Below are 19,066 nucleotides of genomic sequence, written 5' to 3' on the forward strand. Positions count from 1 at the left end.
ACGGCAGGACCCTAGGAGGATTTGAGTGCCACAGCGGTGCGGCTGTGGGTGCCGAGATGGTGGAAGAACAGGTTGAGCACGACCGCGACCAGTGCTCCCGCGCTGATCCCGGAGCCGAGGACGGTCTGCGCCCAGGCCGGGAATCCGGCGTAGAAGGTGGGCGCGGCGAGCGGGATGATGCCCGCTCCCAGTGCCACCGCGACCAGGATGATGTTGGAGCTGTCGTCCAGGCCCGCCTCGGAGAGCGTACGGATGCCGCTGACCGCGATGGAGCCGAAGAGGACGATGCCGGCGCCGCCGAGGACGGGCATCGGGACGAGCGAGACGACCGCGCCGAGCACCGGGAAGGCGCCGAGGACCAGCAAGGCGCCGCCCGCCGCCGCGACGACGTACCGGCTGCGTACGCGGGTCAGCGAGACGACGCCGACGTTCTGGGCGAAGGCGCTGGTCGGGAAACCTCCGAAGACCGGGCCGAGGAGAGTGGCGATGCCGTCCGTGCGCAGTCCGCGGGTGATCGTGCGGCCGTCGGTGCGGCGGTCGCAGATCTCGCCGAGGGCGAGCATCCCGGCCGAGGACTCCGTCATCAGGACGAGCATGACGATGCAGAGGGAGAGGATCGCGGCGGGGTGGAACTCCGGTGCGCCGAAGGCGAAGGGGGCCGGCAGGGCGGCGAGCGGTGCGGACCTCAGCGCGGAGAAGTCGGCGAGTCCGAACGGGACAGCGGCCAGCGTGCCGACGAACATGCCCATGAGCAGAGCCACTTGCCTGAGGAAGCCATGGCCGAAGCGCTGGATGAGCAGGATGACGACGAGCGTGAAGGCGGCCAGCGCCAGGTACTTCATGGCGCCGAAGTCGGCGGCGGTGGCGTCGCCGCCCTGCGCCCAGGCGACCGGAACCGGCATCAGGGTGACGCCTATGAGGGTGATGACCACACCGGTGACGAGCGGCGGGAAGAAGCGCAGCAGTCTGCCGAAGAAGGGACCGACAGTCAGGCAGAAGACTCCGGCGACCAGCACCGCCCCGTAGATCGCGGGGAGTTGGTGCCCCGGTGCGCTGGTCTCGGCGATGGCGAGCATCGGCGCGATCCCGGCGGAGGACGCGGCGTTGACGAACGGGAGCCGGTTGCCGGCGAAGCGGCCGAGACCGACGGTCTGCAGAACGGTGGCGAGTCCGGCGATCAGGAGGCTCGCCGCGATGAGCCGGGTCATACCGGCGGTGTCCAGGCCGACGGCCTGGCCGATGATCAGCGGAGGGGTGACGACGCCCGCGTACATGGCGGCGATGTGCTGGAGCGCGGCGGGGACCAGCCGCGCGGGAGGAAGCTTCTCGTCCACCGGGTGAACTGCCGTGTCGGCAGCGGTGATCGGTGAGGTTCTGCCTGGGCCTTCTGCCGGCCTCGCTGCAGGCTGTGCCATGGGATTTCCCTCCGGGATGACCGGCCGACGTCCGGATGTGGACGGACGGCGGCCGGTTCAGTGCCGCGTCAGAGGTTGGTCAAGTCGACCGGGATCTTCGGCTCGACGCCGTCCCGGAGCACGGTGGCCTCGATCAGACCGTAGGGACGGTCCGCCGCGAAGTAGACCTCGTTGTCGTTCTTGAGGCCGAACGGTTCGAGGTCCACCAGGAAGTGGTGGTTGTTCGGCAGCGAGAAGCGGATCTCGTCGATCTCGCTCCGGCTGTTGATGACGCGCGAACCCATCTGGTAAAGGGTCTGCTGGAGCGAGAGGGAGTACGTCTCGACGAAGGCCTGCAGCATGTGCTTCTTGGCCTGCTCGTACGACTTCTCCCAGTTGGGCATCCGCTGGTCGTCACTGGTCCAGTTGTAACGCCAGGCGGCCGACACGTCGGTGCACAGGACCCGGTCGTACGCTTCCTTGAGCGTCGTGTACTTGTCCTTCACATAGCCCCAGAACTCCGAGTTGGTGGAGTTCATGACCGTCAGGTCCTTGAGACCGGAGATGATCTCCCAGTTCTCACCGTCGAAGGTGACCTGGGTGGTGCGCAGTTCCTGGCCCTTGCGGGCGAAGGAGTGGTTGACCTGGTCGGCCCCGATGAACTTGGAGTTGCCGTCCGAGCTCGCGATGCGCTCCCAGGAGTACTCCTCGATCCGGATCCGCGCGACCTTGATCGGTTCCTGCGAGGAGACGAAGTGCCGGGCGAGGTGGATGCCGAACTGCTCGGCGGACTCGATCCCGTGCTCCTTGGCGAACGCGAACACCGTGTTCTTGGTGGTGTCGGTCGGCAGGACGTTGGCGTTGGAGCCGGAGTAGTGCACGTCGTCCATGTCGCCGGAGAGGGCGACCGAGACGTTCAGGTCCTTGATGTGGTGGGTATCGCCGTCCCGCACGATCTTGACGACGCGGTTCTCTGCTTTGCCGTACTGGTTCTGGCCGAGAATCGTGGGCATGTCGGTGCTAGCTCCCTCGGTAAACGGAGTAGCCGAACGGGTTGAGCAGCAGCGGTACGTGATAGTGCTCGCCCGGGACGACCGCGAAGGCGATCGTCACTTCCGGGAAGAACGCGCCGCTGTCCCTTACGCGGGGGGCGTCCTGCTGCGCCTCGGCTTGCTTCTTGGAAAAGTACGCCTCGGTGTCGAAGTCGAGACGCACGTGGGTGGTGCCCTCCGGCAGTGCCGGGAGGTCCTTGCAACGCCCGTCCGCATCGGTCGCGGACGCTCCGAGCGTCACGTACGGCGCGTCGCTTCCGCTGCGGGCGGCGAGCGAGACGGCGACGGACGCGGCGGGGCGGCCGATGCTGGTGTCCAGGATGTGGGTGGACACCGATGCGGTCGTGTCGGTACTCAAGACCGTCACACTCCTAGATCTCAAGAGTCCTGTGCGGGAGCGCCCTCTGCGAGGGTCTCCCGTACGAGACGGGTCAGCCGGATGCGATTGATCTTGCCCAGTTCGGTGCGCACGATCTCCTGCTCCCGCTCGGGCGAGTTCCCGATCCGGGACTTCACCGCGTCGCGCATCTGCTCACCGGTGGCGCCGGTGGCGCAGATCAGGAAGACGTGTCCGAACCGCTCCTGGTAGGCCAGGTTCAGTTCGAGCATCTCGGTCTTGAGCCCCTCGGAGGCGCCGGCCATCCCCCGCTGCTCGCGGGAGGAGGTCGGGTCCCCGGGCTTCGGGCGGCCGATCGGCGGGTGGCCTGCCATCGCTTCGGCCAGATCCTCCGCGGTGAGCTTCGCCATGGCGGCGTCGCTCGCGGAGAGCAGGGCTTCTTCGGTGGCGTACGGGCGCCCGGCGAGGATGGTGTTTCCCCAGGCCGCACTGGCACACACCTCGTGCAGTGCGGGAGTGGCCTCGCCGTCCGCCAGGGTGTTGAACCGGGTGAGGCCCGGTGTGGAGCTCGAAGTCACGGGAGCCTCCGTGGCTGTTTTTCGCTGTGCGTTGTTCGGGCTGCGGATAGCTAACGCCCTCCACAACACGACGTCAACACTTTGTTGAAATCTCGCGAACGAAGAAAGCCGCCGTCCCGGCATGCGGACGGCGGCTTCCCTGTGCGTTCGGCCAACTACTCACCCTTGGCCGAATGTTCCCGGTTGAGATAGTTGTACACGGTGAACCTGGAGACGCCGAGAGCACCGGCCACGGTCTCCACCCCATGCCGTACGGAGAAGGCACCCCGCGCCTCCAGCGTCCGGACGGCGCTCTGCTTGGCCTTGCGGTCCAGGTCGGCGAGCGGCATCCCGTGCCGCCGCTCCATCGCGGCGAGGATGTGGTCCAGCGAGTCGGAGAGCTGGGGCAGGCGTACGGCTATGACGTCCCGGCCCTCCCAGGCGAGCACCACGTCGTCCTGCTGGGCCTGCTCGGGGCCCAGCAGCTCCGCGCCCATCGCGTCGACGAGCGGCTTGACCGCGGAGACGAGGGGGTGATCGGCCATCACCGGGGCGCTGTCAGCTACTGCCGGGGCTCTGCCTGCTGCCGCCGGGTCGCTGTCGGCCTCGGCCGGGGGGTGAGCGGCCTCGGCCGGGGGGTGGTCGACGGATTCGGTCACCGCACGTCCTCCCCGATCACGTTCACCTGGAGTGAGACCCGGGTGGCGCCCGAGGCCAGGGCCCGCCGCAACAGGGCGTCCACGGCGGTGAGCACCTCGTCCGCGCCCCCTTCCGCGGTGTTGCCGAAGGGGCCGACGTCGACGGCGTCCAGCTCGGCGCCGTGGATCACCTCGCGGGCCACCACCGCGTGGGTGGGCGCCTCGTCGAGATCGAACGGCTCGGTGGTGAATTCCACCCTCAAGCGCACTGTGCCTCCATGGTGTCCTCGCCCGGGTGCGGGCTCCCGCGGCTCGGCCACGACTGTAGCCGCTGGGCGGGTCCCGCCCCGGTGCGCGCGGGACCCTGACGGAGGCGCCCACGGGAGCGGCGGGACGCAGACCGCGAGCGGCGCCGGGGCGGGTCGCCCACACCGGCCGGCGACCCGTCCGGACCGACCCCCACGACGGTCCAGGACCGGCCGAGCAGCCCGGCCGAGCGGGATGCCGTGCGAGTACAAGCCGTACGGCATCCCGCCGTCCCGTTACCGCGCGCCGAACCGAGCACCGCACCCCGCGCCCACGGCGCGTACGGCATCGGAGCAGGGCGGGGCGGGGGCCGACAGCGGCCCCCGCCCCGCTTCCGTATGCCGGGAGGCGTCCCCGCCATCGATTTCCGTACGCCGCCGACCGGGGCGATTCTTCCGGCACCCCCTTGACAGCCCCACCACCCTCCGGGCAATCTTCCGTTAAGCAGAAACTAACTTCCGCAATACGGAAGGAGCGCCGACATCCTCATGGGATACCCGGACCAGCGCTTCGATGTGAACCTTTCGATCCTCTTCACGGAACTCCCGCTCCTGGAGCGTCCCGCGGCAGCCGCCGCGGCGGGCTTCACGGCGGTCGAGCTGTGGTGGCCCTGGATCGAGACCCCCACCCCGCCGCAGGCGGAGCTCGACGCCCTCAAGAAGGCGCTCGACGACGCCGGCACCCAGTTGGTGGGGCTGAACTTCTACGCCGGACAGCTGCCCGGCCCCGACCGCGGCGCGCTCTCCGTGCCCGGCACGGAGTCGGACCGCTTCCGGGCCAACATCGAGGTGGCGGCCGACTTCGCCGCCTCGGCCGGCTGCACGGCGCTCAACGCGCTGTACGGCAACCGCGTCGAGGGCGCGGACCCGCAGGTCCAGGACACGCTCGCCCTGGAGAACCTGGTGCTGGCCGCCCGCGCGGCGGACCGGGTCGGGGCGATCCTGCTGGTCGAGACGCTCAACAAGCCGGAGTCGCCGCTCTATCCGCTGGTGAGCGCACCGGCCGCGATCGAGGTCGTCGACAAGGTCAACGCGGCGACGGGCTTCGGGAACGCCAAGTTCCTGCTGGACCTGTACCACCTCTCGATGAACGGCGAGGACCTGAGCCAGGTGATCAAGGCGTACGCCGCGAAGGCCGGCCACGTCCAGATCGCCGACAACCCGGGACGCGGCGCGCCGGGCACCGGCTCGCTCCCGCTGGAGCGGCTCCTCGACGAACTGAAGGACGCCGGGTACGCCGGCTGGGTCGGCCTGGAGTACAAGCCGGGCGACCGGCCGAGCGCGGACTCCTTCGACTGGCTCCCGGCGTCGGCCCGAGCGGCCCGCTGACCGGCTGCGGACGGGCCGGGCCGGCCTCCGGTCGCGCCCGACCCCCTTACGTACACACGTTTTTCAGGAAGGCACCCTCATGAGCAACAACCTCCCCAAGGTTGCGTGGATCGGTCTCGGCATCATGGGTTCCCCCATGTCGGAGAACCTGATCAAGGCCGGTTACTCCGTCACCGGATACACCCTGGAGCAGGACAAGATCGACCGGCTGGTCGCAGCCGGCGGCGCCGGCGCCTCCTCGATCGCGGACGCGGTCGGGGACGCGGATGTCGTCATCACGATGGTGCCCGCATCGCCGCAGGTCGAGGCCATCGCGTACGGCCCCGACGGCATCCTGGAGAACGCGAAGCGCGGCGCGCTGCTGGTGGACATGTCGTCCATCACCCCGCAGACCTCGGTCGACCTCGCCAAGAACGCCGCGGAGAAGGGCATCCAGGTCCTGGACGCGCCGGTCTCCGGCGGCGAGGCCGGCGCCATCGAGGCGGTCCTGTCCATCATGGTCGGCGGCGAGCAGGCGGACTTCGACGCCGCGAAGCCGCTGCTGGAAGCCCTCGGCAAGACCATCGTGCTCTGCGGCCCGCACGGCTCCGGCCAGACGGTGAAGGCCGCCAACCAGCTGATCGTCGCGGTCAACATCCAGGCCTGCGCCGAAGCCGTGGTCTTCCTGGAGAAGTCCGGCGTCGACCTCGCCGCCGCGCTGGATGTCCTGGGCGGTGGCCTGGCCGGTTCGACCGTGCTGACCCGCAAGAAGGACAACTTCCTGAAGCGGGACTTCGCCCCCGGCTTCCGGATCGACCTGCACCACAAGGACATGGGCATCGTGACCGACGCCGCCCGCAACGTCGGCGCGGCCCTGCCCGTCGGCGGTGTGGTCGCCCAGCTGGTCGCGTCGCTGCGCGCCCAGGGCGACGGCGGCCTGGACCACTCGGCGCTGCTGCGCTCGGTCGAGCGGCTGTCCGGCTCCCAGGTCTGATCCCTCCCCGGCCCCGCGCGGGGCGACCGGCCTCGCATACCGGTCCGCCCCCGGGGCCACGGCCCGCACGACGGGCCCTCCGATCTCCGGGTCGCGGTGGCGCTGACACCTGTCCTGTCGCGCCCAGGCGCCGCCGCGGCCCGGAACCACACACTTCGTTTTCAACAAACTGTTGACGTTGCTCCGCGGCGAACCTACGCTCCTCAAGCCGTCAGCAGCTCGTACGAAAGGTCATCCCGCCACATGGCTAAGCGTGTGCTCACGACCGAGTCAGGCGCCCCGGTCGCCGACAACCAGAACTCCGCCACCGCCGGTGTCGGTGGACCGATCCTCCTCCAGGACCAGCACCTCCTGGAGAAGCTCGCCCGCTTCAACCGTGAGCGCATCCCGGAGCGTGTGGTGCATGCCCGCGGTTCCGGCGCGTACGGCTATTTCGAGGTCACCGACGACGTCACCGGCTTCACCCGCGCCGACTTCCTCGGCGAAGTGGGCAAGCGCACCGAGACGTTCATCCGCTTCTCGACCGTCGCCGACTCGCTCGGCGGCGCGGACGCGGTCCGCGACCCGCGCGGTTTCGCCCTCAAGTTCTACACGGACGAGGGCAATTACGACCTGGTCGGCAACAACACCCCGGTGTTCTTCATCAAGGACCCGATCAAGTTCCCCGACTTCATCCACTCGCAGAAGCGCGACCCGTTCACGGGCAAGCAGGAGCCGGACAACGTCTGGGACTTCTGGGCGCACGCCCCCGAGGCGACGCACCAGGTCACCTGGCTGATGGGCGACCGCGGCATCCCCGCCTCGTACCGTCACATGAACGGCTACGGCTCGCACACCTACCAGTGGACGAACGCCGCGGGCGAGGCCTTCTTCGTCAAGTACCACTTCAAGACGAACCAGGGCGTGCGGTCCCTCTCCGGCGAGCAGGCCGCCGAACTCGTCGGCAAGGACGCCAACTCGCACCAGACGGACCTGCTCCAGGCCATCGAGCGCGGCGTCAACCCGTCCTGGACGCTGTACGTCCAGGTGATGCCGGCCGCCGAGGCGGCCGACTACCGGTTCAACCCGTTCGACCTCACCAAGGTGTGGCCGCACAGCGACTACCCGCTCCAGCGGGTCGGCCGCCTGGTCCTGGACCGGAACCCGGACAACGTCTTCGCCGAGGTCGAGCAGGCCGCGTTCTCCCCGAACAACTTCGTGCCCGGCATCGGTCCGTCCCCGGACAAGATGCTCCAGGGCCGGCTGTTCGCCTACGCGGACGCGCACCGCTACCGCCTGGGCGTCAACCACACCCAGCTGCCGGTGAACGCGCCGAGGACCGCCGTCGTCGACAACTACGGCCGCGACGGCATCCACGCGACCCGCAACGGCTCGCGCCACGACAAGAACTACGAGCCCAACTCGCACGCCGGTCCGGAGCAGACCGACGCGGCCCTCGCCGCCCCGCTCGCGATCCACGGCTGGACGGGCACGCACGAGGCGCCCGCCCACACCAAGGACGACGACTTCTTCCAGGCGGGCGAACTCTTCCGGCTCATGTCCGAGGACGAGAAGGGCCGTCTGGTCGCGAACATCGCCGGGGGCCTCTCGCAGGTCACCCGCGACGACGTGATCGAGAAGAACCTCGCCCACTTCCACGCCGCCGACGCCGACTACGGCAAGCGCGTCGAGGAGGCCGTCCGCGCCCTGCGCGAGGACTAGCCCACACCTGGGCCCATGGACCCCTGCCCGTACCGCGCACCCGGATGAGGGGTGCCGCGCGGAACGGGCAGGACGACGAGGCCGCGGCGGTCGAGCGATGCCAGTGCGGTGGTGAAGGCCCCGGGGACCGTCTCCTGACCTGAAGGAGACGGTCCCCGGGCCGATCGCCGCCGCCGCGGTCCCTGTCCCTGTCCCTGTCCCTGTCCCACCCGAGCAGAACCTTCGCACCACCCCTGAACGAGGGCGCACAGTACGGATACGGTCCCGTACTGCGCGCCCTCTCTGCCATGCCTCCGCTCAGGTCCGGGCGGGACCCGCAGGTGCACGCGTCCCGTCCGGAGTCGACTTTCGTCGCACCCGATGACGACGACCGGGTGCTGCACGCGGCGAGGGAGGCGCTCTAGCGTGGCGGCGTGACTCGTGTGCGACGTAGGGACCCGATGAAGGCGGCCGACGAGAGCGTCACGGCGCGGCTCAGGGCCGCACCGCGGCGACTGCTCCTGGTGGGTCGTGCCCTGCGCGACCCGGAGCTGTGGAGCCGTCGGCGGACGGTGGGCGAGGCGCTTCTCGCCCTGATGCTGGGGCTTCTGGCCGTGGGCTTCACCCTGTCCCACCACGGCGTCGTCCTCGCCGTGGTGTGCGGGGTCGGCGTCGCGGTGCTGGGGCTGCTCCGCCGGGTGCTGCCCACCTCGGTGCTCCTGACCGCCGCCGTCGCCTCGCTGCCCCTGGACGGATTCGACGTGCTCCTGCCGATCGCCTCCTGGTCGGTGGGACGCCGCGTCGACTCGCTGGTGCGAGCCGCTGCCGCCGTCGCCCTGGCCCACGCGGTCCTGCTCGGCGAGACTGTGGCGGACTCGCTGCCCCACTTCTCCGGGTCCTACGCGGTCTTCGTCATCCTGACCCTGTTCATCGTCATCGCCGTCCCGGCTTTCGCCGGGCGGTACTGGGCGCAGCGCCGTACCCTCGCCGACACGCTGCACGAGTACCGTGCCCAGATCGTCCGCGAGAGCCACATGATCGCCAATGAGGCGCGGTTGCGGGAGCGGCAGCGCATCGCGCGCGACATGCACGACAGTCTCGGCCATCAGCTCGCCCTGATCTCGGTGCGGGCCGGCGCCCTGGAGGTGGACGCCGAGCTGACCGGGCGGCACCGGGAGTCCGTGGGCGTCCTGCGCGAGGCGTCGGTCGCGGCGATGCGGGAGGTGGTCGGCCTGCTCCGGGACGGGGTGGAACCGGCCTCCGGGACTGCCGGTGCGGAGGGGGCCGCGGACGGCGCGCCGCGCCTGCCCGACGCGGAGGGCGGCCGGGGCGTCGAGGGCGTTCAGCGCCTGACGGACGCCTCACGCGCGGCTGGAACCGCGGTACGGCTTCTACGCACGGGCGTACCCCGGCCGCTTCCTCCGGCCGCCGACCACGCGGCGTACCGGGCGGTCCAGGAGGGGTTGACCAACGTGCTCAAACACGCGTCCGGCACGGCGGTCACCGTGGAACTGCGCTACGAACCGGACTCCCTGGTGGTGGAGGTGGCCAACGGCCCGTCGTCGGCGCACCCGGCGGTCGGCGGCCACCGGACGGTGGTGAGCGGGGGACGCGGGCTGACCGGACTGACGGAGCGGCTGCGCCTGGTCGGGGGCATGGTGCACGCGGCGCCCACGGACGGGGGCGGCTTCCGGCTGGCCGCTGTGCTGCCGTACGCCCTCCCCCAAGGACCCGGTCCCGGACGGCGCGTACGGCACGACGTTCGTCGCGGGTACGGGCGACTTTCGCGAGCAGCCGGGGGCGACGCCCCTTGGCGACAGTGGTGCGGTCAACAGGACCGACCTAGCGAAGGACGTGGCCAGAGCGATGAGCAGGGACAACCGGAGGAAGGGACTGGCCTTGGGCTGCGGGGTGGCGGTGGCGGTCGTGCTGCTGCTGGGGGTCGCCACGGCGGTGGGGGCTACTTCCTCTTCAAGGAGGCCGACAAGGCCATGAGCGAGCCCGAGGAGTACGATGCCGTGAAGGTCGGCATGTCCGAGGCGGAGGTCCGCGACCGGCTTCCGCGCGGTGACTCCTTCCTCGCTGACGGCCTGGACAAGGGCGCACCGTCCGAGCCCGCGGGAGCGACCTGCCTGAGCCTCAACTCCACGGAGATGGGCCGCAGCTGGGACAGGACTCCGGTCTTCCGGTTCTGCTTCCGGGACGGCCGGCTGGTGGAGAAGAAGACCTTCGAGATCAAGGAATGAGCACACCGCCGGCACGACGGTGAAGGACCGAGGCGCGGCCCCGCGAACGGGCGGCCCAACACCTCCAGGAGCACAGTGATCAGGGTCCTCGTCACGGACGACGAACCGCTCATCCGGGCAGGCATCCGCATGATCCTCTCCTCCGCGGAGGACATCGACGTCGTCGCGGAGGCGGCCGACGGGCGGGAGGCCGTCGGTCTGGCCCGGGAACTGATGATGGACGTCGTCCTGCTCGACCTGCAGATGCCGGTGATGGACGGTCTGACGGCGCTGGCGGAGTTGCGCCGCACCGTCCCCTCGGCGCAGGTGCTGATCCTGACGACGTTCGGCGAGCAGGAGAACGTCCTACGGGCGCTGACCGGCGGCAGCGCGGGCTTCCTCCTCAAGGACTCCGCGCCGCCGGACCTCCTGCGCGCGGTGCGCGCGGCGGCCGCGGGCGAGGCGTGCCTCTCCCCGGTCACCACCCGTCAGGTAGTCGGCCTGGTGGCGTCCGGCGACGTCGCCCACCGGGCCGGTGGGGCCCGCCGCCGACTGGAACGCCTCTCCGAGCGGGAGCTGGACGTCCTCGCCCTGCGCGGTGAGGGCCTGTCCAACGCCGAGGCAGGCCGGCGTCTACACATGAGCGAGGGCACGATCAAGACCTACGTCAGCCGCATCCTGTCCAAGCTGGACTGCGAGAACCGCGTCCAGGCGGCGCTCCTGGCCCGGGACGCGTGCCTGCGACGCGGGAACGCGCGATGACCACCGCCTGCCCGTGGTGCGGGCCGCCCGCCGGGTGAGTGACGTACCGGGCTGTACGGCGCCCCCTCGGGCAGACCGAGGCCCCCGCCTCGGAGACTCGCTCCGGGGCGGGGCCCTGTCCGTCAGGTGACGGGCGGTCAGGACACCGTCAGCGGGCGGATCGCGGTGGGCGCGTGGGACGGGTCCGTGGCGATGTCCTCGAACTCGTTGACCGACGCGATGTCACTGCCGCTCATCGCGATGTTGGTGACCCGCTCCAGGATCGCCTCGACGACGACCGGGACCCGGAACTCCGCGGCGAGCTTCTTCGCCTCCTCGAAGGCCGGCAGCAGCTGGTCCGGCTCGGTGACCCGGATCGCCTTGCAGCCGAGGCCCTCGACGACCTTGACGTGATCGACGCCGTAGACGCCCAGCTCCGGGGAGTTGAGGTTCTCGAACTCCAGGTTGACCTGGAAGTCGATGTCGAAGTTGCGCTGCGCCTGGCGGATCAGCCCCAGGTAGGAGTTGTTCACCAGGACGTGGACGTACGGGATGCGGTGCTGCGCGCCGACGGCCAGCTCCTCCAGCATGAACTGGAAGTCGTAGTCGCCGGAGAGGGCGACGACCGTGCCCTCGGGGTCCGCGGTGGCGACGCCCAGCGCGGCCGGGATCGTCCAGCCGAGGGGGCCCGCCTGGCCGCAGTTGATCCAGTGGCGCGGCTTGTAGACGTGCAGCATCTGCGCGCCGGCGATCTGGGAGAGCCCGATCGTGGTGACATAGCGGGTCTCGGGGCCGAACGCCCGGTTCATCTCCTCGTACACGCGCTGCGGCTTGAGCGGCACATCGTCGAAGTGGGTCCGCCGCTGGAGGGTCGCCTTGCGCTCCTGTGTGGAGGCGGCCCAGGCCGAACGGTCCTTGAGCGTGCCCGCGGCCTTCAGCTCGCGTGCCACCTCGACGAAGAGCGTCAGCGCGGCCTTGGCGTCGGAGGCGATGCCGAGGTCGGGGGCGAAGATCTTGCCGAGCTGGGTGGGCTCGATGTCGACGTGGACGAAGGTCCGGCCCTGGGTGTAGACATCCAGCTTGCCGGTGTGGCGGTTGGCCCAGCGGTTGCCGATGCCGAGAACGAAGTCGGACTCCAGGAAGTTCGCGTTGCCGTAGCGGTGCGAGGTCTGCAGGCCCACCATGCCGGCGTTCAGATCGTGGTCGTCGGGCAGGATGCCCCAGCCCATCAGCGTCGGGACGACCGGGACGCCGGTCAGTTCGGCGAACTCCACCAGGAGCTCGGAGGCGTCGGCGTTGATGATGCCGCCGCCCGCGACGAGCACCGGGCGCTCCGAGGCGTTCAGCATCTGGATCGCCCGCTCGATCTGCTTGCGGGAGGCCGCGGGCTTGTGCACCGGGAGGGGCTCGTACAGCTCGGGGTCGAACTCGATCTCGGTGAGCTGGACGTCGATCGGCAGGTCGATGAGGACCGGGCCGGGGCGGCCGGTACGCATCAGGTGGAAGGCCTGCTGGAAGACACCGGGGACCTGTGCGGCCTCCAGGACGGTGGTCGCCGCCTTGGTGACCGGCTTGGCGATCGACGCGATGTCGACGGCCTGGAAGTCCTCCTTGTGCAGGACGGCGGTCGGGGCCTGGCCGGTGATGCACAGGATCGGGATGGAGTCGGCGATGGCGGAGTACAGACCGGTGATCATGTCGGTGCCCGCCGGGCCCGACGTGCCGATACAGACGCCGATGTTGCCGGCCTTGGCGCGGGTGTAGCCCTCGGCCATGTGGGAGGCGCCCTCGACGTGCCGGGCCAGCGTGTGCTGCACCCCGCCGGAGGCCTTGAGAGCCGCGTAGAAGGGGTTGATCGCCGCACCCGGCACACCGAACGCGTTGCTGACGCCTTCACGCTTGAGGATCTCAACTGCCGCTCGGGCAGCGGTCATACGAGGCATTGAGTGCTCCTGCTCGGGTTTGGTGGAGTCGGGCTCTGTCGCGCCACCTGAGAGCACCAATTCCGTATTACGGAAGTTCAGTTCTGCTATACGGAAGTAATCTAAGACGTGGGGCGATCGCCGTCAAGGGCGAACGGAGCCGCTCCCCCGTACGAAGTGCGTCAGTTCCCTCCCCAGAACCTCGCTCCTGATGGACGATGGGGTGACGAGGGAGGCACGGAGCGCAGTCGGCCGCGCGTCCGTGCCGGAGGGAGACGTTCGTGGAGTCCGTACCGGTCCGGTGCCCTGTCTGCAGCCGCGACCACGCCTACAGCACACCGGCCTACCCCTGCCCGTGCGGAACCCCCACCGCCCCGCCGCTGCAGCCGGGCGCCCCGGCGGTCCTGGTCACCCACCGCAGTTGGAGCGAGGCGTGGGTCACCGTCCGCTGCGCGTCCTGCGCGCGGGAGGACCAGTGGCCGCAGCCCGAGCTGTGCTGCCCGTGCGGGACCGTCCTGCGGATACCGGTGCGGCCGGTGGCCGCCTCGTCGGCTCCGGCCGCGCCGGTCCGCCCCGCCCACATCCCCCTGCCGCGCACCGCCGCGCACCCGCGCCCGGCTTTCCGGCCGATGACGATCCGCACGGGCCACGACGCGGTGAGCGCGGCCGGTCTGTATCTGACCTGGCTGGGCTACCGCGACGTCGGCCGGCCCGGGGCGGGCCCGGCCTCCGGGATCGACCTGCGGGCCGACGGACTGATCGCACGGGTCGACTCCAGCACCCGGCCGACGTCGCTCCGCGCGGTCGAGACCCTCTGGCTCAACGCGCTGGGCGCATCGGCGACCGGAGTGTTCTTCTCCCTCGCGGGGTACGCGGCCGACGCCCGGGCCCGTGCGGACGGCGTCGGACTCCCGCTCTTCGTCATGGACCTCACCGGGACCCCGCAGCCGGTGAACGGCCCCGCGGACGAGCTGGTCAGCACGGGCGCCTGAACAACGGCCCGAGCACCACCGCCGAGGGAGTGGATCCGGCCACCGCGTACCGGTCCGCCGTCCGGCGCGGCACACTGAGTACATGCGTATCCGCTCCGCCAGACGCTCGGATCTCCCGCTTCTCCAGGACATCGAGCGCGCCGCAGGGGAACCGTTCCGCGCCCTGGGCATGGCCTTCGTGGCCGACGACGATCCGCCCCCGCTCGACCTGCTGGAGGGCTACCGGCTGGCAGGCCGCTGCTGGGTGGCCACCGACCCCCTCTCCGCCACCGGCGACCGGCCGCTGGGCTATGTGCTCGCCGACCCTGTCGACGACGCCCTGCACATCGAGCAGGTCTCGGTCGCCCCCGCCTCCGCCCGCCGGGGCATCGGCCGGGCCCTGATCGCCCATCTCGCCGCCCTGGCCGCGAGCCGGGGCATGGCGGCTCTCACCCTGACCACCTTCACCGAGGTGCCGTGGAACGCCCCGTACTACGCCCGCATCGGCTTCCGGATCCTGACCGAGGGCGAACTCACCGACGGGCTGCGCGCGATCCGGGCCGAGGAGGCCCAGCACGGACTCGACCGCTGGCCCCGGGTCTGCATGCGGCGCGAACTGGCGCCCGCCGTCCGGCCGCCGGATGCCCCGGTGCCGGACATCGGGCCGTCGGACGGTGCGGGGTCCGCGAGGGACCAGCGGATTCCGGACGCTTCGGGGGCCCCGGACGCTTCGGAAGCCGTGGCTGTCGGTGGTGGCGCGTAAGCTGTGCGCATGGCTTTACTCCCGGACAGCTCCCTCCCCGCAGACCGCCCCGCGCCCGCCGCCGAGCAGGCCAACGAGGCCATCCGCGCACTCGTCGACGCCTCCGGACAGGACTGGTCCGCGGTGGAGGCGGCCACGTACGAGGTGCTGCTCATCGAGTGGGCGGCGGCGACCCGGGGCGACCCCGACATCATCGAAGCCGCCTGACCCGACGCCCTTCCCGCTGACCGTCATCGGGAAGGTCTCCAGGATCCGCAGCCTGCGCGGGATCTCGAAGTGAGCAAGCCGCTCCCGGCAGTGTGCGGTGACCTCCTCCAGGGTGGGCGGGTCGGCCGGGTCCCGGGGGATGACACAGGCCAGGATCTCCTCGCCGTAGCGCTCGTCGGGCACCCCGACCACCTGGACGTCGGCGATCTCCGGGTGGCTGTACAGTAACTCCTCGATCTCCCGTGGGTACACGTTCTCCCCACCCCGGATGATCATGTCCTTGATCCGGCCGACTACCTGGACGTATCCGTCCTCGCGCATCACCGCGAGGTCCCCCGTGTGCATCAACCGTGCGGCGTCGACGACTTCAGCGGTGCGGTCGGGCTGATCCCAGTAGCCGAGCATCACGCTGTAGCCCCGGGTGCGCAGTTCGCCGGCGCTGCCGCGCGGCAGTGTGACGCCGGTGTCCGGGTAGACGACCTTGACCTCGATGTGCGGCAGCGCGCGGCCCACCGTGCCCGTGCGGCGCTCCAGGTCGTCGTCGCGGCGGGTCCGGGTCGAGACGGGGGACGTCTCCGTCATCCCGTAGCAGATGGACACCTCGGCCATGTGCATCTCGGCGACGACCCGCTTCATCACCTCGGTCGGGCAGGGTGAACCGGCCATGATCCCGGTACGCAGCGATGAGATGTCGTACGCGGCGAAGTCCGGCAGGTTCAGCTCGGCGATGAACATGGTGGGCACGCCGTACAGCGAGGTACAGCGCTCCTGCTGGACGGCGGCCAGCACCGCGGCGGCCTCGAAGGACGGGCCCGGGGTCACGACGCAGTCGCCGTGCGAGGTGATGGTGAGGTTGCCCATCACCATGCCGAAGCAGTGATGTATTTTCGAAGCACACTCGAAGGCGGCACAGCATGGAACTCATCCTCTGGCACAAGGACGCCAAGCCCAGCTCGTATTACGCCACGCAAGATGGCAAGCGCATCCCCACGGCACGCAAGGAAGGAACATGGTCGTGGGACGCGACACCTGGAAGGACGGGGACCAGGAATTGTCTCGGGCGAGGTGGGATCTCTCCTACCGCGAGCGAGGATCTCGCCCTGTCCGAGGCGGTGGCTCCCTTCACGACTCCCTGCACGCCGACGCTCTCCATCGGCGCCTCCGCCACGGCGTCAAGGCGCTCGAAAGAGAGGACTGCGAGATGTCCCTCGAAGGTGTCACCGCCGACGGGCGGCATGTGTTCAGCCCCTATGTCTCCGATTCCATCACGACCGAACCCGACTTCGAGGAAGTCGCCGTGGCCATCGAGGCACTACGAGAGGCCGCCGGTCTTGATCGGCTCCCCGCGTAGCGGGGACCTGCGGGAGGACTCGGCTACGGCTGGCCCCTCCCCGCTCGGCCATCATGGAACGCAGACCGGAGCAGGAGAGAGCACCCGATGAACGTCACGATCTACGTCCGACTGTCGCAGGATCGCCACGGCGACAGCCTCGGCGTGGAGAGGCAGGAGGCGGAGTGCCGCGCCTTCGCCGAGGCGCGCGGCTGGACCGTGCGGGAAGCGTTGTCCGACAACGACATCAGCGCCACGAAGGGCAAGGTTCGCCCCGGCTTCGAGGCACTGCTGATGTCCAAGCCCGAGGCCGTCTTGGTCTGGCACACTGACCGGCTCATCCGCGTAACCCGCGACCTTGAGCGAGTGATCGACCTCGGGGTCAACGTCCACGCGATCCATGCTGGACACCTCGACCTGAGCACTCCGGCAGGGCGCGCGGTAGCGCGCACGGTCACAGCCTGGGCAACGTACGAGGGTGAGCAGAAGGCGATCCGGCAGGTAGCTGCCAACGTCCAAGCGGCTCGGGCTGGCAAGCCCTACACGGCCGGTATCCGCCCCTTCGGCTACGGCGACGACCACATGACCGTGATCCCCGAGGAGGCTGCCGCGATCGTCGAGGGTGCCCGGATGATCCTTGCCGGTGAGTCTCTGTCTGCCGTGGCTCGCACCTGGAATCAGGCCGGTCTCGTATCGCCTCGCTCGAAGGCGCAGAGCACGAAGGCGGAGGGGTGGACGCTCCGAGGAGCGAAGAACCTCCTCACCTCCCCCAGGTACATCGGACAGCGCACCTACCGGGGCGACGTCGTCGGCGAGGCGGAGTGGCCCGCGATCCTGGACGAAGCCACGCACTACGCGTGCGTCGCCATCCTGAACAGCCCCGAGCGGTTCTCTGGCGGACGTCGTACCGGGCGAGTGCCCGGAACCCTGCTCGCCGGTATCGCGCTCTGCGGAGAGTGCGGAGAGACGGTCAATGGCCGTGGCTACCGAGGGGCACCCGTCTACGGATGCAAGGCGACGCACACCAGGACTCCCCGAGAGCTCGCCGACAAGCGGGTCGGTAACTCCGCCCTGGCAAGGCTCGTCTTCCCCGACTTCCTGCCGTCCATCTTGGCCGCGAACGCCGAGCAGGACGGCGACTCGGCAGGGCTGCACGTAGAGGCGAACAACCTCCGCGAACGGCTCGACGGCTTGGCTCTGGCCTACGCGGAGGGAGCGATCAGCCTGTCTCAGATGACTGCCGGTACCGAGGCGATCAGGGCCAAGCTCGACGCCGTCGAGGGCAAGCTGACGAACGTCACTGGCCTGCCTCCCATCGACCCCGTGGCGGGCATTGCTGGACTCATCGACGGGTGGCCGAACACCCCGCTCCCGACTCGTCGAGCGTGGGTGGACTTCACCTTGGTCGTCACGCTCAATCCTGCGCGAGGCAGGCACGCGAGGAACATGACGATCGAGGATCACGTCACGGTGGAGTGGAAGGACGTAGCGCCGAACGCGTAGGCAACGGCCGGCTGGGAGGCGGAGCCGACCGGCCTGCCGGACCATGGAGCGGAAGATTTCAAGTCCAGTGAGACGGTCGTGACGCTATGAGGTTTGTGTTGCGGGTTCCCTGCGCCTGGCCGGGTCGTTGATCCATGCCTGCTGGGGTATCCGGGGTGGTCGGGGGCGGCGGCCGAAGCGTTCGGGGTGGCGGGCGTATGCGTCGGCGAGGGTGATGGCCCTCTGGTCGCGGACTTCCTCGGCTGTGCCGAAGTGCACGCTGGCGGGTGTGTGCCAGCCGATGCCCGAGAGCCGGTGTTCGTGGTTGTAGTACGCGATGAACGCGTCGAACCACTCGCGGGCGTGGGCCAGCGAGTCGAAGCGTTCGGGGCAGTCGGACATGTACTTCGTGGTCTTGAAGTGGGCCTCGCTGTAGGGGTTGTCGTTGGAGGTCTTCGGCCGCGAGTGTGACCGGGTGACGCCGAGGTCGATCAGCAGCTGCGAGACCTTCTTGGAGGTCATCGAGGTGCCGCGGTCGGCGTGCACGGTCTCGGGCACGATGCCGTTGCGCAGGATGGTCTCCCGGATCAACTCCTGGGCCCGCGCCGATGATTCGGCGGCCTCGACGGTGTGGCCGACGATGTAGCGGCTGAAGATGTCGATGATGACGTAGGCGTGGTACCAGACGCCCTTGACCGGTCCGGCCGCCTTGGTGATGTCCCAGGTGAATACCTGCGAGGGCCCGGTGGCGACCAGTTCGGGCACCGACTTCGCCGGGTGGGTGGCCTGGCGGCGTCGCTCGCCCGTCTGTCCCTTCTCGCGCAGGATCCGGTACATCGTGGAGACGGAGCAGTGGTAGCGCCCGGCATCCAGCTCGCGGGCCCAGATCTGCGCGGGAGGAAGTTCGGCGTGCTCGGCGCTGTTCATCAGCTCCAGTACCGCCGCCCGTTCCTCGGGGGTGAGAGCCGAGGGCTGGACCTGTGGTCTCCTGGGCTTTCGCTCTGGTGGGGGCCGCAGCCGGCGGTAGTGGGTGGCCCGGGAGCGGCCGGTCAGCCAGCATGCGGTGCTGATGCCCAGCACGTCTTCGACACCGGTGAACGCGTCGTCGGCCACCGGGTCGGCGGCAGCGATCAGTCCGCGCCCTCGGAGATCATCTCCAA

Annotated in this window: 18 protein-coding genes and 1 pseudogene; 10 read left to right on the forward strand and 9 right to left on the reverse strand. The window is 69.9% G+C overall.

The features are described from left to right. Positions 1-11 precede the first annotated feature (11 nt). The 6 genes from B9S58_RS15485 to B9S58_RS15510 all read right to left on the reverse strand — a co-directional run bounded on the left by B9S58_RS15485 (position 12) and on the right by B9S58_RS15510 (position 4,247). Positions 12-1,415, reverse strand: coding sequence for a nucleobase:cation symporter-2 family protein (locus tag B9S58_RS15485; RefSeq protein WP_103532693.1), 1,404 nt, complete (start codon positions 1,413-1,415; stop codon positions 12-14). Positions 1,416-1,483: 68 nt separating this feature from the next. Continuing rightward, complete coding sequence (gene pucL / locus B9S58_RS15490; protein ID WP_103532694.1) at positions 1,484-2,407, reverse strand: factor-independent urate hydroxylase; 924 nt, start codon at positions 2,405-2,407, stop codon at positions 1,484-1,486. A 7-nt stretch (positions 2,408-2,414) separates the two neighbouring features. Beyond that, on the reverse strand, positions 2,415-2,804 hold the full coding sequence (uraH, locus tag B9S58_RS15495; protein ID WP_103532708.1) for a hydroxyisourate hydrolase: 390 nt from the start codon (positions 2,802-2,804) through the stop codon (positions 2,415-2,417). A 20-nt stretch (positions 2,805-2,824) separates the two neighbouring features. Then, a complete protein-coding gene (gene uraD, locus B9S58_RS15500) occupies positions 2,825-3,361 on the reverse strand; it encodes a 2-oxo-4-hydroxy-4-carboxy-5-ureidoimidazoline decarboxylase (RefSeq protein WP_103532695.1) in 537 nt (178 codons plus the stop codon). 155 nt (positions 3,362-3,516) lie between these two features. Then, the gene (locus tag B9S58_RS15505) at positions 3,517-3,885 is read right to left on the reverse strand and encodes a helix-turn-helix domain-containing protein (RefSeq protein WP_103532709.1); all 369 of its coding nucleotides are present in this window, start codon (positions 3,883-3,885) and stop codon (positions 3,517-3,519) included. Positions 3,886-3,995: 110 nt separating this feature from the next. Further along, positions 3,996-4,247, reverse strand: coding sequence for a hypothetical protein (locus tag B9S58_RS15510; RefSeq protein ID WP_103532696.1), 252 nt, complete (start codon positions 4,245-4,247; stop codon positions 3,996-3,998). A gap of 525 nt (positions 4,248-4,772) precedes the next feature. Between B9S58_RS15510 and B9S58_RS15515 the strand changes: the two genes are divergently transcribed. The 5 genes from B9S58_RS15515 to B9S58_RS15535 all read left to right on the forward strand — a co-directional run bounded on the left by B9S58_RS15515 (position 4,773) and on the right by B9S58_RS15535 (position 11,252). Next, the gene (locus B9S58_RS15515) at positions 4,773-5,612 is read left to right on the forward strand and encodes a TIM barrel protein (protein ID WP_103532697.1); all 840 of its coding nucleotides are present in this window, start codon (positions 4,773-4,775) and stop codon (positions 5,610-5,612) included. Positions 5,613-5,691: 79 nt separating this feature from the next. Beyond that, positions 5,692-6,585 (forward strand): 2-hydroxy-3-oxopropionate reductase, encoded by an 894-nt coding sequence (locus B9S58_RS15520; RefSeq protein WP_103532698.1) that lies wholly within the window; start codon positions 5,692-5,694, stop codon positions 6,583-6,585. A gap of 243 nt (positions 6,586-6,828) precedes the next feature. Beyond that, the gene (locus B9S58_RS15525) at positions 6,829-8,286 is read left to right on the forward strand and encodes a catalase (RefSeq protein ID WP_103532699.1); all 1,458 of its coding nucleotides are present in this window, start codon (positions 6,829-6,831) and stop codon (positions 8,284-8,286) included. Between the two features lie 413 nt (positions 8,287-8,699). Then, on the forward strand, positions 8,700-10,511 hold the full coding sequence (locus tag B9S58_RS15530; protein WP_308457906.1) for a histidine kinase: 1,812 nt from the start codon (positions 8,700-8,702) through the stop codon (positions 10,509-10,511). Positions 10,512-10,586: 75 nt separating this feature from the next. Then, the gene (locus B9S58_RS15535; protein ID WP_103532700.1) at positions 10,587-11,252 is read left to right on the forward strand and encodes a response regulator transcription factor; all 666 of its coding nucleotides are present in this window, start codon (positions 10,587-10,589) and stop codon (positions 11,250-11,252) included. A gap of 137 nt (positions 11,253-11,389) precedes the next feature. On the opposite strand, the gene gcl is transcribed toward B9S58_RS15535, so the two are convergent. Next, complete coding sequence (gene gcl / locus B9S58_RS15540; RefSeq protein WP_103532701.1) at positions 11,390-13,174, reverse strand: glyoxylate carboligase; 1,785 nt, start codon at positions 13,172-13,174, stop codon at positions 11,390-11,392. A 260-nt stretch (positions 13,175-13,434) separates the two neighbouring features. On the opposite strand from gcl, the gene B9S58_RS15545 reads away from it, so the two are divergent. The 3 genes from B9S58_RS15545 (at position 13,435) to B9S58_RS39085 (ending at position 15,094) form a co-directional block, all read left to right on the forward strand. Next, the gene (locus B9S58_RS15545; protein WP_103532702.1) at positions 13,435-14,145 is read left to right on the forward strand and encodes a hypothetical protein; all 711 of its coding nucleotides are present in this window, start codon (positions 13,435-13,437) and stop codon (positions 14,143-14,145) included. 82 nt (positions 14,146-14,227) lie between these two features. Next, positions 14,228-14,887, forward strand: coding sequence for a GNAT family N-acetyltransferase (locus B9S58_RS15550; protein ID WP_103532703.1), 660 nt, complete (start codon positions 14,228-14,230; stop codon positions 14,885-14,887). Between the two features lie 9 nt (positions 14,888-14,896). After that, a complete protein-coding gene (locus B9S58_RS39085) occupies positions 14,897-15,094 on the forward strand; it encodes a hypothetical protein (RefSeq protein WP_103532710.1) in 198 nt (65 codons plus the stop codon). A 9-nt stretch (positions 15,095-15,103) separates the two neighbouring features. On the opposite strand, the pseudogene B9S58_RS15560 reads toward B9S58_RS39085, so the two are convergent. Next, positions 15,104-15,979 (reverse strand): annotated as a pseudogene (locus B9S58_RS15560) (AMP-binding protein); the annotation flags it as partial. Positions 15,980-16,295: 316 nt separating this feature from the next. Between B9S58_RS15560 and B9S58_RS37975 the strand changes: the two are divergent. Both B9S58_RS37975 and B9S58_RS15570 read left to right on the forward strand, forming a co-directional pair. Further along, the gene (locus B9S58_RS37975) at positions 16,296-16,445 is read left to right on the forward strand and encodes a hypothetical protein (RefSeq protein WP_181009318.1); all 150 of its coding nucleotides are present in this window, start codon (positions 16,296-16,298) and stop codon (positions 16,443-16,445) included. 87 nt (positions 16,446-16,532) lie between these two features. Then, positions 16,533-17,927 carry a recombinase family protein gene (locus B9S58_RS15570; protein ID WP_103532705.1) on the forward strand — a complete coding sequence of 465 codons (1,395 nt, stop codon included), beginning with the start codon at positions 16,533-16,535 and terminating at the stop codon, positions 17,925-17,927. A gap of 84 nt (positions 17,928-18,011) precedes the next feature. Here the strand turns inward: B9S58_RS15570 and B9S58_RS15575 are convergent. After that, positions 18,012-19,066: DDE-type integrase/transposase/recombinase (locus B9S58_RS15575; RefSeq protein WP_258044545.1), on the reverse strand; the 1,055-nt coding region annotated here is incomplete at its 5' end.

The organism is Streptomyces sp. SM11 (genome assembly GCF_002910905.1).
Classification (GTDB): Bacteria; Actinomycetota; Actinomycetes; order Streptomycetales; family Streptomycetaceae; genus Streptomyces.